General features: G+C 65.9%; 12 protein-coding genes. 5 read left to right on the top strand and 7 right to left on the bottom strand.

Translation table 11 applies throughout. The features are described 5' to 3' along the window. Positions 1 to 22 precede the first annotated feature (22 nt). On the bottom strand, positions 23 to 1,984 hold the full coding sequence (locus LDO41_RS23085; RefSeq protein ID WP_223992438.1) for a PAS domain-containing hybrid sensor histidine kinase/response regulator: 1,962 nt from the start codon (positions 1,982 to 1,984) through the stop codon (positions 23 to 25). A gap of 273 nt (positions 1,985 to 2,257) precedes the next feature. On the opposite strand from LDO41_RS23085, the gene LDO41_RS23080 reads away from it, so the two are divergent. Together LDO41_RS23080 and LDO41_RS23075 are read left to right on the top strand one after the other, a co-directional pair. Beyond that, on the top strand, positions 2,258 to 3,403 hold the full coding sequence (locus LDO41_RS23080; protein WP_223992432.1) for an aromatic ring-hydroxylating oxygenase subunit alpha: 1,146 nt from the start codon (positions 2,258 to 2,260) through the stop codon (positions 3,401 to 3,403). A 62-nt stretch (positions 3,404 to 3,465) separates the two neighbouring features. Next, positions 3,466 to 4,344: an NAD(P)-dependent oxidoreductase gene (locus LDO41_RS23075; protein ID WP_223992430.1), complete on the top strand. Its 879-nt coding sequence runs from the start codon at positions 3,466 to 3,468 to the stop codon at positions 4,342 to 4,344. Between the two features lie 13 nt (positions 4,345 to 4,357). Here the strand turns inward: LDO41_RS23075 and LDO41_RS23070 are convergent, their stop codons facing one another. Then, a complete protein-coding gene (locus LDO41_RS23070; RefSeq protein WP_223992428.1) occupies positions 4,358 to 5,428 on the bottom strand; it encodes an alkene reductase in 1,071 nt (356 codons plus the stop codon). Positions 5,429 to 5,620: 192 nt separating this feature from the next. Here LDO41_RS23070 and LDO41_RS23065 point away from each other — a divergent pair, with 192 nt between their 5' ends. From LDO41_RS23065 to LDO41_RS23055, 3 genes are all read left to right on the top strand, one after another. Beyond that, a complete protein-coding gene (locus LDO41_RS23065; protein WP_223992426.1) occupies positions 5,621 to 7,009 on the top strand; it encodes an FAD-containing oxidoreductase in 1,389 nt (462 codons plus the stop codon). A 253-nt stretch (positions 7,010 to 7,262) separates the two neighbouring features. Further along, the gene (locus LDO41_RS23060; RefSeq protein ID WP_223992424.1) at positions 7,263 to 8,603 is read left to right on the top strand and encodes a sensor histidine kinase; all 1,341 of its coding nucleotides are present in this window, start codon (positions 7,263 to 7,265) and stop codon (positions 8,601 to 8,603) included. Next, positions 8,600 to 9,259, top strand: coding sequence for a response regulator (locus tag LDO41_RS23055; RefSeq protein WP_223992423.1), 660 nt, complete (start codon positions 8,600 to 8,602; stop codon positions 9,257 to 9,259). The genes LDO41_RS23060 and LDO41_RS23055 overlap by 4 nt, the downstream gene beginning before the upstream one ends. Before the next feature lie 16 nt (positions 9,260 to 9,275). Here LDO41_RS23055 and LDO41_RS23050 read toward each other — a convergent pair whose 3' ends face one another. From LDO41_RS23050 to LDO41_RS23030, 5 genes are all read right to left on the bottom strand, one after another. Beyond that, a complete protein-coding gene (locus LDO41_RS23050) occupies positions 9,276 to 10,247 on the bottom strand; it encodes a M14 family metallopeptidase (RefSeq protein WP_223992421.1) in 972 nt (323 codons plus the stop codon). 20 nt (positions 10,248 to 10,267) lie between these two features. Continuing rightward, complete coding sequence (locus tag LDO41_RS23045; RefSeq protein ID WP_223992419.1) at positions 10,268 to 11,245, bottom strand: Bug family tripartite tricarboxylate transporter substrate binding protein; 978 nt, start codon at positions 11,243 to 11,245, stop codon at positions 10,268 to 10,270. A 126-nt stretch (positions 11,246 to 11,371) separates the two neighbouring features. Continuing rightward, positions 11,372 to 12,352, bottom strand: coding sequence for a LysR family transcriptional regulator (locus tag LDO41_RS23040; protein ID WP_223992417.1), 981 nt, complete (start codon positions 12,350 to 12,352; stop codon positions 11,372 to 11,374). Between the two features lie 66 nt (positions 12,353 to 12,418). Next, positions 12,419 to 12,826 (bottom strand): hypothetical protein, encoded by a 408-nt coding sequence (locus LDO41_RS23035; protein ID WP_223992415.1) that lies wholly within the window; start codon positions 12,824 to 12,826, stop codon positions 12,419 to 12,421. Further along, on the bottom strand, positions 12,823 to 14,181 hold the full coding sequence (locus LDO41_RS23030; protein ID WP_223992412.1) for a hypothetical protein: 1,359 nt from the start codon (positions 14,179 to 14,181) through the stop codon (positions 12,823 to 12,825). Before LDO41_RS23030 ends, LDO41_RS23035 begins: the two co-directional genes overlap by 4 nt. Positions 14,182 to 14,261 lie beyond the last annotated feature (80 nt).

Genomic DNA, 14,261 nt, shown 5'->3' with positions numbered 1-14,261 from the left:
ACCTACTGGCGCAATGTAAAAGTTACTTGGCCGCGGCACCAAGATCCGCAATCGTCGCCAGCAGCTTGTCGAGATCGACGGGCTTGACCAGATGCGCGTGAAATCCGGCATCCTGCGTCTGCTGCCGATCGGAAGCCTGGCCGAAACCGGTCAGCGCGATATAGCGCGTCTCGGAGAGTGCCGGCATGTCGCGCAACGCATGTATAACGGCGAAGCCGTCCATGCCCGGCATGGCGAGGTCGATCAGCGCCACGTCGGGCCGGATGCGCGCGGCCGCGTGCACGGCTTCCATGCCGTCATAGGCGAGGGCCACTTCGTGCCCCGACATCTCGAGCAGCATCGCCATGCTGTCGGCGGCATCGCGGTTGTCGTCGACCAGCAGCACGCGCAGCGGGCGGGTGCCGGTTGCACCGCTGTCGTCGGCACGCTCGGCCGAATCGGCGGAACTTGCCATCGGCAGCCGCACCGTGAGTGTGCTGCCAAGTCCCGCCCCTTCGCTCATCGCCGTAATCGAGCCGCCATGCATCTCGACCAGCGAGCGGCACAGCGACAGCCCGATGCCGAGGCCACCCTGGGCGTTGCTGCCGGGGCGATCCTCCTGCACGAACAGGTTGAAGATGTCGTCGAGCGAGTCGCGCGAAATACCGCGTCCGCGGTCAATGATCTGGATCACGAGCGTGCGTCCCTGAGCGTGGATCGATATGACAATCGGCGATGCGGGCGGAGAAAACTTTGCCGCGTTCAACAGTAGGTTCTGGATCACCTGAACTACCCGGGTCTTGTCGACGAACAGCGGCAGCGCGCCCGGATCGGCATTGATGCTCACCGTTTGCGACTTGGCGTCGAGCGCGGGCTGCGCGGCCTCGATCCCGAGCGCGACCACTTCGCACGCGTCGATGGACTCGCGCCGCAGGTCGATCTTGCCGGACGCGATGCGGCCAACGTCGAGCAGGTCATCGACGAGCCGCGTCAGATGTGTCACCTGGCGATCGATCAGGCCCAGGCTTTTCTCGTTCGCGGTGAGGTCGCCCGGGCGCAGCCGCATGACGGTGAGCGCATTGCGCACCGGTGCCAGCGGGTTGCGCAACTCGTGCGAGAGCGTGGCAAGAAACTCGTTCATGCGCCGGCCGGAACGCTCGAGTTCCTCGAGCCGCTTGCGCTCGCTCATGTCGCGCGTGACCTTGGCAAAGCCGCGCAGCGTGCTGGTGTCGTCGTAGATCGCCGTGATGGTCACGTTGGCCCAGAACAGCGTGCCGTCCTTGCGCACACGCCAGCCTTCGTCCTCGACGCGACCCTCGCGGCGCGCGATCTCGAGTTCCAGTTCGGGCTTGCCCACGCGCACGTCGTCCGCCGGATAGAAGCGCGAGAAATGCTGGCCGATGATCTCGTCGCGCCGATAACCCTTGATATAGGAGGCGCCCGAGTTCCAGCTCATCACGTGACCGTCCGGGTCAAGCATAAAGATCGCGTAGTCCTTGACGCTCTCCACCAGCATGCGGAAGGTCTCCTCGCTCTGGCGCAGGGCCTCGGCCGCGAGGCGCCGGTCGGTCATGTCGCGCGTGATCTTGCCGAAACCGGTCAGGCGGCCGGCGCTGTCACGCAGCGCGGTGATGATGACGTTGGCCCAGAACTGAGTGCCGTCCTTGCGCACACGCCAGCCTTCGTCCTCGAAGCGGCCCTGTTCGGCGGCCGCCAGCAGCTCCATGCCCGGCCAGTCGCGCGCCTTGGCTTCTTCGGTGTAGAAGCGCGAGAAATGGCTGCCGATGATTTCATGGGCCGCATATCCCTTGATGCGCGCCGCGCCGGCGTTCCAGCTCGTGACGTGGCCGGTGACGTCGAGCGTGAAGATGGCGTAGTCGCTGATCGTCTCGACCAGCGTACGGAAACGCTCATCGGTCTGCTGTTGCGCCGACGCTGCGGTCGGAGTCTCGGCAACCCCGGCGGCGGACGCCTGGCGATCGGTGGGCGGAGCGGAGCGGGACATGGGCGGAGAGGTGCGGAGATTCGGCAAGGATACTCGGGTTCCCGGCGCGCCCGCGCATTTTCGGGGCGGCGGGCTGGCGCGGACCTTGCTGCGCTGCAAGAGCGGTCGCGGTGGACGCCGGGCGGTTTGCAAGCGTCTGTTGCACATCCGTTTGCCCGATCGGCATCCCGTTCGCGTAGACTCCAGTGCTGGCGGTACGCTGTCCTGGCAACAATACCTTCCAATAATAGTCCCTAGTGACGCGCAACTTAGTGACGCAAGGAGTCGTCCCGCATGTACGCAGAGTCTTTGCTTGAGAACCGTACCATCGATGCTCCCGCGGAGGTCGAGCACGACGTAGACCAGCCGGTCGAGAACGAAGCGACCCAGCAGGTGGAGCGCGACCTGCGTCGCGTGCCGATCCATCCCGATCATTGGTACCCGCTGGCCTGGTCGCACGAGGTGAAGAAGGGGCGCGCCCATGGCGTGCATTTCGCCGGCGACCCGATCGTCCTCGTCCGCACCGAAACCGGCAAGCTGTTCGCGCTCGAGGACCGTTGCGCGCACCGCCAGGTGCCGCTGCACGCCGGCGTGGTGGAGGGCGAGTCGCTGCGCTGCTGCTATCACGGCTGGACCTATGACTGCAGCGGCAAATGTATCGATGTGCCATACCTCGGCAAGGAACGCCTGCCCAATGGCGTGCGCGCCTATCCGAGCCGCGAGCAGGGTGGCTTGATCTTCGTGTTCCCGGGCGACCCGGCACTGGCCGACAGCCGGCCGGTACCCGAGCTGGCATCGGTCACCGACCCGAAGTACAAGACGCGCCGGCTTGGCCGCGAGGTCAAATGCCACTACTCGTTCATGCACGAGAACCTGATGGACATGAACCATCAGTTTCTGCATCGGCGCCAGATGGGCAACATGCGCGCGCGTTCGCTGGGACGCCGCCGCGGCGAAGATTTCGTCGAAGTCGACTACGTGTTTACGCGTGAAGCCGGCAAGCAGCCGATCGGCGAATCGCTGGTGTTCGGTGGTGGCAAGAAGAACGAGACCGGCACCGGCGGCAAGGACGTGATGACCGTGCGCACCGGTTATCCGTATCAGACGCTGCAGATCCGCACCGCGAGCGGCACGCTCGTGATGGATCTGTGGATCGCGTACGTGCCGCTGGACGCCGCGCAGCGTACCAACCGCACGTTTGGCGTGCTGTCGATTCGCCGGCCGAAAGTCCCATTCGTGATGGATCTGGCCTGGCCGCTGCTTGTCTGGTTTACCGAACGTATCTTTCAGGAAGACCGCGACATCGTCGAGATGGAGCAGGAAGCTCACGACAAGCAGGGTGGCGACCGGAACAACGAGGTGTTTCCGGTGATTCGCGAACTGCGTTCGCTGCTGCGCGAGCGCGGCGGCCGCACGGTGATTCCCATCTACAAGGCCTGAGCACGATTTTCCGTGCGGGAGGATACTCCGCATTTCGTTAATCGTCGAAGTGGAGCCTCAAGATGGAAGTCGCATTTGTCGGTCTCGGAACCATGGGCGCGGCCATGGCCGCGAATCTCGTCAAGGCGGGCCACCGCGTGCGTGGCTGGAACCGTTCACCGGAACCCGTGGCCGCGCTCGCGGCCGCCGGTGGCCATGCGGCCGCCAGTGCCGTGGACGCGGCGCGCGGCGCCGAAGTCCTGATTACGATGCTGGCGGACGATCACGCCACGCGTGCGGTCGTCGACGACGCGGTGCTGGGTGCGCTGGCGCCCGGCGCGATCCACGCCAATATGGCCACGGTGTCCCTGGCCTTCACTCAGGAAATGGTCGCGTTTCACGCGGCGCGCGGCGTTGGCTACGTGGCGGCGCCGGTGCTTGGCCGCGTCAACGTGGCGCGTGACGGCAAGCTCAATATTCTGGTGGGTGGAGAAACGGCGCTGCTCGACCGGCTGCAGCCGCTGTTCGATGTGCTCGGCCAGAAGACCTGGCGCTTCGGTGACCGGCCCGAGCAGGGTGCCGTGGTAAAGCTGGCGACCAATTTCATGCTCGCGAGCGCTATCGAGTCGATGGGCGAGGCGGCCGCGCTGGCGCGCAGCCAGGACGTGGCGAACGTCGATTTTATCGATATGGTCACGTCAACGGTGTTCGCGGTGCCGGCCTATCGCGGGTATGGCATGGCGATGGCCAACGGTCAGTTCGACCCGCCCGGATTCAAGCTCTCGCTTGGCTACAAGGACGTGCGTCTGGCGCTGGAGGCGGCCGGCACCGGCGAGGTGCCGATGCCGTTCGCGAGCGTGCTGCGCGACAACCTGCTGGATAACCTCGCGCATGGCGAGGGCGATCTGGACCTGGCGGCGCTCGGCAAGGTGTCCGCGCGCCGCGCCCGGCAGCAGGATTGATCAGGGGCTCTGATCAGGACGCGGACAGCAGCGGGTAGTCGGTATAGCCCGTGGCGCTGCCGTGTTCGGGATCGTAGATCGTGGCCGCGTTCAATTCGTTGAGCGGTGCGCGCTGACGCAGCCGTTCGACGAGATCCGGGTTCGAGATAAACAGGCGGCCGAATGACACCGCGTCGGCGCTGCCGTCGTCCAGCGCGGCTTGTGCCGCGTCGAGGTCGAACCCATCGTTGGCGATGACCACACCACCAAACTGACGCTTGAGGTCGGCCAGCAGCGCGCCTTCGCCGCGCGTCTCACGCACGAACAGGAAGCCGATCTCACGCTTGCCGAGTTCGCGTGCGACGTAGCCAAACGTCTCCGCCGGGTTCGCATCGGCCATCGAATGGCTCGGCGAGCGCGGCGCCAGATGCACGCCAACACGGCCCGGACCCCAGACCGCCGTCACCGCATCGGTGACTTCCAGCAGCAGCCGCGCGCGGTTCTCGATCGGACCGCCGTAGGCATCGGTGCGCTGGTTGGTGCTGCTCTGCAGGAACTGATCGAGCAGGTAGCCGTTGGCGGCGTGAATCGTCACGCCGTCGAAGCCGGCCGCCTTGGCATTGGCGGCGCCCCGCGCGAACGCGGCCACCACTTCCTGGATTTCCTCGATATTCAGCTCGCGCGGCACCACGAATTCGCGTTGCGGCCGCAGCAGGCTCACATTGCCTTGCGCGGCAATCGGGCTCGGCGCCACCGGCAGGCGGCCATCCAGCAGATCGGGGTGCGAAATGCGGCCCACGTGCCAGAGCTGCGCGACGATGCGGCCGCCGGCCTCATGCACGGCCTTGGTCACGATTTGCCATCCCTCCACCTGCTCGTCGGCCCACAGCCCCGGGACATTCTGGTAGCCGACCGCGTCTGGCGACACCGGCACGCCTTCGGAGACGATCAGGCCAGCCGAGGCGCGCTGAGTGTAGTACTGCGCCATCAACGCGTTGGGCACGTGCACGGGCCGGGCCGCGCGCAGGCGCGTCAGCGGTGCCATGACGATACGGTTGGGCAGTTGCAGGGCACCGATCTGGATGGGGTCGAACAGGGTTGTCATGACGTTGATAGTTTCAAAATGAAAGTCTGTGGATACTAGCAGCGCTTGAAAAATCTTGCAGACGAGGGGGCCAGTGCGGTGGCAGCGGCCCTGGCTCCTTGCCAATCGGCACAAAAGCGCACTTTCACGGGGATGTAAAACGCGGCAGCTACCTATAATCGTTCGCACAATCAGACCCCTGAAGGAGCCGCAATGACAGCACCGGAACGTTTCGACGCCATCCTGATCGGTACCGGACAGGCCGCGCCGGCGCTGGCCAACCGGTTATCGGCGGCAGGCATGGCGGTGGCCGTGATCGAGCGCGGCGACGTGGGTGGCACCTGCGTGAACGTCGGTTGCACCCCGACCAAGGCGATGGTGGCCAGTGCCTATGCGGCCCGCATGGCCGCACGGGCTGCCGAATACGGCGTGGTGCTGGAAGGCAAGCTCGGCGTGGATATGGAGAAGGTTCATGCCCGCACGCAGGGCATCGTGCTGAAGAGCCGCAACGGCGTGACGCGCTGGATCGAAAGCATGGCGCGCGCGCAGCTGATTCGCGGCCATGCGCGCTTCGAGGATGCGCGCACGGTGCGCGTGGGCGACCGGCTGCTGACCGCCGACAAGATTTTTCTGAACGTCGGTGGGCGTGCGCTGGTGCCCGACGCGATTCGCGGACTGAGCACGGTGCCGCATCTGACCAACGTCGAAGCGCTCGCGCTGGATATCGTGCCGCGGCATCTGGTGGTGATCGGCGGTAGCTACGTGGGGCTCGAGTTTGCGCAGGTGTTCCGCCGCTTTGGTGCGCAGGTGACCGTGGTCGAGCGCGGCGAGCGGCTGATCTCGCGGGAGGACGTGGAAGTATCGGCGCAGGTGCGCGAGATACTCGAGGCCGAAGGCATCCACATTCGCACCGATGCCAACTGCATCACGGTGGCAGCGCATGCGGAAGGCGTGGAAGTCGGCGTCGATTGCGAATCCGGCGAGCCAGCGGTGGTGGGCAGCCACGTGCTGGTGGCGGTGGGGCGACGACCCAATACCGACGACCTCGGCCTCGACAAGGCCGGGGTGAAGACCGACGCGCATGGATATGTGGTGGTCGATGACACGCTGCGCACCAGCGTGGATGGCATCTGGGCGCTGGGCGATTGCAATGGGCGCGGCGCCTTCACGCATACCGCCTACAACGACTTCGAGATCGTCGCCGCCAATCTGCTCGACGGCGAGCATCGGCTGGTGACCGAGCGTATTCCCGTCTATGGGTTGTTCACCGATCCGCCGCTCGGGCGCGTGGGCATGACGGAGGCGCAGGCGCGACAGGCGGGGCATCGCGTGCGGGTCGGCAAGCGGCCGATGACGCGCGTGATGCGGACGGTGGAGCGGGGCGAAAGCCAGGGGTCGATGCGCGTGGTCGTCGATGCCGACACCGATCGCATCCTCGGCGCCGCCATTCTTGGCGTCGGCGGGGACGAAGCGGTGCATTCGATCCTGTCGATCATGGCCGCGGACGCGCCATCCGCGCTGCTCGCGCGGACCATGGCGATCCACCCGACCGTGGCGGAACTGATTCCCACGATTTTGGGCGAGCTGGGTTCGGCGAGCTGAGCGACTCTACATAAAAAAGGGCAGCGGGGAGCTGCCCTGGCTACTGGGTGTGAAGCTACCGACCGGGGAGGGTCGGTGCCAGTAGCCAAAACCGTATTGACTACATTGTGGTGCGCCAGAATGAGCCGAAAATGAGAGCGCCCGCGGCGACAGAAAGTCGGGTTGCGGGTACAGGCCAGTTGGCAGACGATCACGGAAACGCCAAAATTGCCGATGTCGCACTACCCCGCGCGTTCATCATTCCGGAGCCGTCATGCCCAGTCAGACCGCCGTCCGTTCGCTGCATCGTCGCCTGAGCCTGTCCCTTGGTAGCCTGGCGCTGGTGATCGGGTTGCTCGGTGCGTTTGGCGCGTGGGTCGTGGTGCGGCAGCTCGCGGCCCAGTTCAATGCGGACCTCGCGCACGCCGGCTCGACCATGCAGCCTTCGCCGGCGGTGATGCCGGTGCCCCCTGCAGCCGATCACCCCACGCCACATATCGTGATCCAGACCTGGCGCCCCGGCGACGGTGAGTTGCCCGGGCATACCAGCGATCCGACCGTGCTGGTGCCGCGCGTGCATCCGGGCTTCTCGGAAGTCCATGGTGCCAATGGCCGGCTGTGGGATGTGTTCGCGATGCAGGCCGGTACGGCCTATGTGCAGATGGCCGAGCAGCGCGCGGTGCGCAATGACAATGCGGCACGCGTGGCGCTGTGGGCGTTGATTCCGGTGCTGCTGCTGTTGCCGCTGCTGGTGTGGGTGGTGCGCGCGAGCGTGCGGCTGTCGTTGCGGCCACTGGGCGAGATTGGCGAGCGCGTGGCCAAGGTCGACCTCAACCATCTGCAGCCCGTGGAGACGCATGCCGCGCCCGAAGAACTGCGGCCATTTCTGGATTCGATCAATCGCATGATGCTGCGTTTGTCATCGCTGATCGATGCGGAGCGCACGTTTATTGCCGATGCCGCGCACGAGTTGCGCTCGCCGATTACCGCGTTGCAGCTGCAGGTCGATAACCTGCGGCACGCGCCGCCGGAAGCGCTGGAGGATCGCATCGACGAACTGCAGCGGGGGATTCGCCGCACGTCGACGCTGGTGACGCAGCTGCTTGGCCTGGCGCGCGCGGAGATCGGCGCGCGCGCATCGCCGGCGGAGGTTCCGCTCACACAGGTGGTGACCGACGTGGTGACCGATCTGCTGCCGCTCGCGCTCGATCGCGGCGTGGACCTCGGTGTGGAGCGGATGGACGATGCGGTCGTGCGGGCGCAGGAGACCGATTTGCGCATGCTCGTGAAGAACCTGATCGACAACGCGATTCGCTACGGGGGTGAAGGATGCCGGGTGGACGTCAGCGTGCGTCGTCTCGACGGTCATGCGGAGATCGAGGTGGCTGACGACGGGCCCGGCATTCCGGAGTCCGAACGTGAGCGCGTGTTTGATCGCTTCTATCGCGGGGGCGCGAAGGATGAGGAGGGCAGTGGACTGGGGCTGGCGATCGTGCAGACCGTGGTCGATAATCTGGGCGGCAGCGTGGTGCTGTCCGGCCGCGCCGATGGTGGGCATGGACTGGTGGCGCGCATCGTGCTGCCGCTGGCGATATTGCGAGGACATTCGACATGAGAATCCTGTTGGTCGAGGACGATCCGCAGATCGGGCAGAGTCTGGTGCGCGCGCTCAAGGACGCGCAATGCAGCGTCGATTGGGCCCGCACGGGCGACCTCGCGCGCTCGGCGATCGATGACGGCTCCTATTCGGCGATCCTGCTTGACCTTGGTCTGCCTGATATAGATGGGCTGGAGATTCTCAAGTGGCTGCGCACCAAGCACGACGAGACGCCGCTGCTGATCATCACCGCGCGTGACGACGTGGACACGCGCATCGATGGTCTCGACTTTGGTGCTGACGATTACGTGATCAAGCCGTTCGAGGCACGCGAGTTGCTGGCGCGCATTCGGGCGGTGATTCGCCGCAAGTCGGGCTCGGCGTCATCGACGATGACGCATGGCAAGGCGACGCTCGATATCAACCTGCGGCAGTTGAACTACGACGGGCATGCCGAAGCATTGAGCGCGCGCGAGTATGCGCTGGTGCTGGCGTTGCTCGAACGGCCCGGCGCGATTTTGTCGCGCGCGCAGCTGGAGGAGCGGCTATACGGGTGGGGCGAGGAGGTGGAGAGCAATGCGGTGGATGCCATCATCTATGGCATCCGACGCAAGTTCGGAAGTACGTTGGTGCGGAATGTGAGGGGGCTTGGGTGGACCATTCCGGGGACGTAATGCGCCGGTACCTGACTCAGCGCTCCAGCTGCCCTAACCGCACCACCGTCACGCCCGGCCGCAACTGGCGCAGCGACGGCATGACCAGTACGCAATCGTCATAAGGCGTGACCACTGGCTGGCCATCGCGCCACGCGATGATCTCGCCAGCCTTGGCGAAGGTTTCAAGGCCCGTGTAGGCCCCCGCAAAGCGGAAGTCCATGGTGGTGGCAACCACAGGTTCGGTCACGCGGATCACGCGCTGCGCCGGTGCGGCCGGCTGCAGCCAGCCCGATGGCAGATCGGACGCCTCGACGATGCCCGACTGAAGCAGGAAGCGCGCGGTGCTGTCGCGCGCCACGGTGACGGCGCTGGTTTCCCAGTGCTGCCCGCACTCCACGAGGATTGCATTGCGCGCACTAGCGGCATCGCCAAAGTCCGCATAATCACGCATGCGGCGGCCTTCCGGATGCCCTTCATCGACGATCACATCGGCCGGCGCACCCACCGCGCGTGCCAGCGCGATGCCCTTGTCGAGCGGACCCGAGACGATCAGCGGCCGGCTCTTCTCATGCATCGAATGCAGGTCCAGCAGCAAATCCACCGTATCGAGCACCGGCCGCATGGCGCGCGCACGCCGCAGTTCGGACGAATCGCGCGACAGGTCGTCGAGCACAGCCGAGGTCCATACGCGGTTGAAATCCTGATCAACGTAACGCGACGCATCCGGCTGCGCGGCATCGAACCGGGCATACGCGTCAACATTGGCAAACGCCAGCGTCAGATACCCGCGGCGCGGCCGCAAGCCATGCGCCAGCAGGCCCGCGACCGTAATCGCGCCGCACACCTCGTTGCCATGCGTCAACGCGTTCACCATCACGTGCGGCCCGGGCACACCGCTGTCGAACGTGTACACGTACGGGATACCGGCATTGCCAGCCGCATACGGGCGGATATCGGGAAACTCAACTTCTACCGGATAGGCTTCGAAGGCTGGAGTGGACGTCATAGGGGAATCCTGTCTCGTTCTTATTCGCGGATATTGGCGGTCTGCACGATGGTGCGGTAGCGGCCCGTTTCGCGGCGCACGAACGCGGCGAATTCGGTCGGCGTGCCGGGCGTCACATCGACGCCGGCTTCCGCGAGCTTGCGACGCACCTCAGGCATGGCCAGCACCGCCTGCATCTCGGTGTTGAGTCGGTCGACCACCGGCTTCGGCGTGCTGGCGGGCGCCATCAGGCCAAACCATACACCCATGTCCACGCCCTTGAGCGCGGGCGTTTCCGCCAGCGCCGGCACATTGGGCGCGACGCTCGAACGCTTGGCTTCGGTCACGCCATAGGCACGCACGCGACCGGCCTGGATATGCGGCAGTGCGGACGACAGCACCATCACGGCCAGATCGATCTGGCCACCGAGCAGATCGGTCGACATCGCCGACGCGCCCTTGTACGGCACATGCGTGATATTCACGCCGCCTTGCTGCTTGATCAGTTCGCCAGCGAGGTTCAGCGGCGTGCCAACACCCGACGATGCGTACGACAACTGGCCGGGCTGCTTCTGCGCAAGCGCGATGAGCTCTTTCGCATCCTTCGCGGGTAGTTGCAGCTTGCCCACCAGCACCATCGGCTGCGTGCCGACGAACGTGATGGGCGCGAGGTCCTTCTCGCCGTCGTAGCGCACGGCGGGGTTGGTCAGTCGCGCGATCGACACTTCGCTGCCTGAGCCGAGCAGTAGCGTGTAACCATCGGCCTCCGCCTTGACGACCTTCTGCGCGCCAATGGTGCCGCCCGCGCCGCCGAGGTTCTCGATCACCACGCTCTGGCCGAGCCGCTTGCCGAGTTCGGGCGCAATGGAGCGCGCCACGAGGTCGACGCTACCGCCGGCGGTGTAACCAACCACGAGCGTGATCGGCTTGGTGGGATACGTCGCGGTCGCGGCAAGCGCGCTTGCGCTCAGGGTCGCGACGAGGGTAGCGGTACATGCCGCACGCAGCAGGGTTTTCATGATCTCTCCGGCAGGGATGTCGTGGTCAATGCACGGCGATGGTAGTGAGCGGCGCGGCCCGCATGATGCGGCTTTGGCAATGGCACTTGCCGTTTCGGCAATGAGACGGAATGGTGCATGACCTGACTAAGTCGTCGTGGCGGCACGCCAGAACGTTTCGGCCAGCGGCCGCATTGGCGCACGCGGCCGATACAGGCGGATCTCGAGCGCAAGATCGGCCGAGTTGCCGCCATGCAGATCGGCCCGTACCAGGCGCCCGGCATGCAGGTCGTCGGCGATCAGCCGCGCGGGCAGCCAGGCCAGTCCCATCTGCTGACGCACCATCTCATGCACCGATTCGGCGAAATCGCTGATGGCCACGGTATCGAGCTGGTTTGCGAGCTTGCGGCGCGCAATCTCCTGATTGACCATGCGGCCCATGGTCAGCGTTTCCGCATAGGCGATGAACGGTGCAGGCTTGCCACGCGCTGCTGTGGCAGCCGTGCCCTTGGAACCCTTGGGCGCGGCCGCGACGGCTTTCGCGCGTGGTATCTGAAATGTCGGCCGTCCGTTGGCATCCGCGGCCGCCACGCAAACCAGCCGCTCGACCCCGATGGCATGGAACGTGTAGCTGGCATCGTCGAGCATGACGGGCAGATCATGCGGGCTGTAGCACAGCAGGAAATCCGCATGGCCTTCGGTAAAGCGTTCCAGCGCATCGTGCGTGGCATGCGTCGACAGGCGCGTGCGAAAGCCGTCGCCAACCGGATCGCCGCGCAGTGCCTGCCGCAGCCCGGCAAGCCACGCCGGCACCATCGAGCGCGCGAGCGTCTTGCCGGTGGCGATGGTCAGCGTGCTGGCATCCGCGCGATGCGCGGCGCGCAGCGCCAGGCGCGTCTCATCGAGCGTGCGCAGGGCCGATTCGGCCGCTTCAAGAAACTGCCGGCCTTCCGCGGTGAGCCGTACCGGATACGCGCTACGGTCGATCAGCGGCGCGCCGGCCCAGACTTCGAGTGCCTGGATGCGCCTGCCGAACGCGGGCGGCGTCACGTTGCGCAACTCGGCGGCGCGCGCAAGGCTGCCAGCCTGCGCGAGGCAGATAAAGTCTTCCAGCCAGCGGATATGCATGGGCGCTCGCGATCGGCATCGAATGAGGTCGGATCGCGATCATAGACCGAATGCGGCGCGTGACGGTTACGACTTGGTCAGATCGACCAACGCTTTGCCCGCCTGCGTCGTCGTGTTGGCAACCTGCTGAGCCTGCTGAATCCATGTGCTGCGCATCTGCGCCTCCGCGACCGATTGCATACCGTCCATGCCCGGCGGCATCATCGAGAGCGGATGCGGTTCAGGTGGCTCCTCTCGTTCGGGTTCGGGCAGCGGTCCGGATGAGGACGCGGGCACGCGCGCGGGCGAGGGCGTGCGCTCGCGGCGCCGCCGGCTCTCGAGCGGCGGCAGGCCCTCGCGCAACGGTTGCGCGCCCAGCGAGCGCGACCGGCCGAGCGTTCGGCCGCGCTCGTTCGGCCCGATCTCGCGCGTATCGTTGAGATCCGTGACGCTTGTGGCAGGCGTGCGCACGCCATTCAGTGGAGGAGGGCTCATGTTGGCTCCATGTGTCTGCGTCGTGCTTCGATGACTTCGATGGGGGCCGCAGCCTCGAAATGGCCGCCCATATCGATGACCATGACGTCGCGCCGGTTCTTGGCTTCGGAGCCGGTGGCCTCGGTCACGACGTGACCGGAGGCATCGGAGACCGTGATCATGCGCAGCGGCCGCTCCAGCCCCAGTGTGTCGTTGATCAGTGCCATGATTGAATTGGCGATCTTGCCCTTGGCCGGCAGCTTGTCGCCGGGCTTGATGTCCAGCGAGGGGTCCTGTTCGAGGATCTCGCGAAACTGGTTTACGAGTGGCGCGTGTTGGCTGTCGTAGTCGCCGGTGGCGTGCTGCATCAGCGAGATCAACAGGCAATTGTTGGTGGCCCACCTGGTCTCGTCGGACACCTTCGCATCTCTGTCGCCCATTTGCGTCGTGCCGGAGTTCGGCACCAGCGCCATGCCCTCGGCGGTCAGGACGGTGTGGATCCGGTCGGTGCGCGTCGCGCCAGCCGATGCCTCCAGCAGGTAGGCCCGTTCGTCCTTGTACACGCTACTGATTTCCGGAGGAAGGGTGTGCCACGGCGGGACATCTGGCGCGGCAAACGGGATGTCCCGCAAGACCTTGAGCGTGGATGCGATGGTGCGCTGTTCGTCGTGGATCAGCGCCGGATCGATGCCTCGCATGTCGGTGGGAGCGTAGTCCTCCGTCATGCTGTTCGCCAGCGCCTGGTTGAACTGCCGCTCTTCCTCGATCTCGCGCATCGTCGCGTGGTATTCGCCTTCGATCCGGTTTAGCTGCGCATGTAGCTCGGCACCGATCGGATCGTTGACAGGCGGCGGTTGGTGATGCCACGGACGCGTGTCGTACGAAGGGGCCGGCGGTCGCTGGAAAGTCGACATCGGCGCCGTCGGTGGCGTCCAATGTGGCGGCGGTCCCGGCGGCGGTGCGAATTGCGGCTGCGGGTGGTGTGCGGGGTCGCGCGCGGGATCGCTGACATAGGCCGGCGGCGGATCGTAGGTCTCCTCGCGGCGCGTCTGCCACGGGTTCTGCCGGGGTTGTGGCGCGGGGGACTGATATGGCTGGAATGCGGCCATGCCCTGCGCATAGGGATGGAAGCGCTGGCCCGTCATCTGCGGCGGCGGCTTGCGCAGCCGCCGGCCCTGCGGCGGCGGGGGTACCTGCACCACGTGCACCGGCTTCGCGATCGAGATGCCGGCACTGTTGTAGACCTCGTTGGCATAGCTCCGCACGAGCTTGCGCGCCACCCCCCTCAGCGGCCCCGGCAGACGGCGCGCGATCTGATCGCCAAGATCCTCCACCGGCGAGAATGTACTGACGGGATGATGGATACCGAAGGGCATGCGCGGGCCTCGCTGTTCGGGAGCGGCGCGCCATGGCCGCCACGACGTCCGCCGCACGATGCCTTGGACGCTCTCGCAGC

Source organism: Cupriavidus pampae, assembly GCF_914271485.1.
In the GTDB taxonomy this organism is placed as follows: domain Bacteria; phylum Pseudomonadota; class Gammaproteobacteria; order Burkholderiales; family Burkholderiaceae; genus Cupriavidus; species Cupriavidus pampae.
This window is presented reverse-complemented; position numbering and strand designations above follow the sequence as displayed.

What these genes read in the sequence shown, in the direction of transcription:
- LDO41_RS23085 (WP_223992438.1), bottom strand. Translation starts at nt 1,984, where the DNA reads ATGTCCCGCTCCGCTCCGCCCACCGATCGCCAGGCGTCCGCCGCCGGG.
- LDO41_RS23080 (WP_223992432.1), top strand. Translation starts at nt 2,258, where the DNA reads ATGTACGCAGAGTCTTTGCTTGAGAACCGTACCATCGATGCTCCCGCG.
- LDO41_RS23075 (WP_223992430.1), top strand. Translation starts at nt 3,466, where the DNA reads ATGGAAGTCGCATTTGTCGGTCTCGGAACCATGGGCGCGGCCATGGCC.
- LDO41_RS23070 (WP_223992428.1), bottom strand. Translation starts at nt 5,428, where the DNA reads ATGACAACCCTGTTCGACCCCATCCAGATCGGTGCCCTGCAACTGCCC.
- LDO41_RS23065 (WP_223992426.1), top strand. Translation starts at nt 5,621, where the DNA reads ATGACAGCACCGGAACGTTTCGACGCCATCCTGATCGGTACCGGACAG.
- LDO41_RS23060 (WP_223992424.1), top strand. Translation starts at nt 7,263, where the DNA reads ATGCCCAGTCAGACCGCCGTCCGTTCGCTGCATCGTCGCCTGAGCCTG.
- LDO41_RS23055 (WP_223992423.1), top strand. Translation starts at nt 8,600, where the DNA reads ATGAGAATCCTGTTGGTCGAGGACGATCCGCAGATCGGGCAGAGTCTG.
- LDO41_RS23050 (WP_223992421.1), bottom strand. Translation starts at nt 10,247, where the DNA reads ATGACGTCCACTCCAGCCTTCGAAGCCTATCCGGTAGAAGTTGAGTTT.
- LDO41_RS23045 (WP_223992419.1), bottom strand. Translation starts at nt 11,245, where the DNA reads ATGAAAACCCTGCTGCGTGCGGCATGTACCGCTACCCTCGTCGCGACC.
- LDO41_RS23040 (WP_223992417.1), bottom strand. Translation starts at nt 12,352, where the DNA reads ATGCATATCCGCTGGCTGGAAGACTTTATCTGCCTCGCGCAGGCTGGC.
- LDO41_RS23035 (WP_223992415.1), bottom strand. Translation starts at nt 12,826, where the DNA reads ATGAGCCCTCCTCCACTGAATGGCGTGCGCACGCCTGCCACAAGCGTC.
- LDO41_RS23030 (WP_223992412.1), bottom strand. Translation starts at nt 14,181, where the DNA reads ATGCCCTTCGGTATCCATCATCCCGTCAGTACATTCTCGCCGGTGGAG.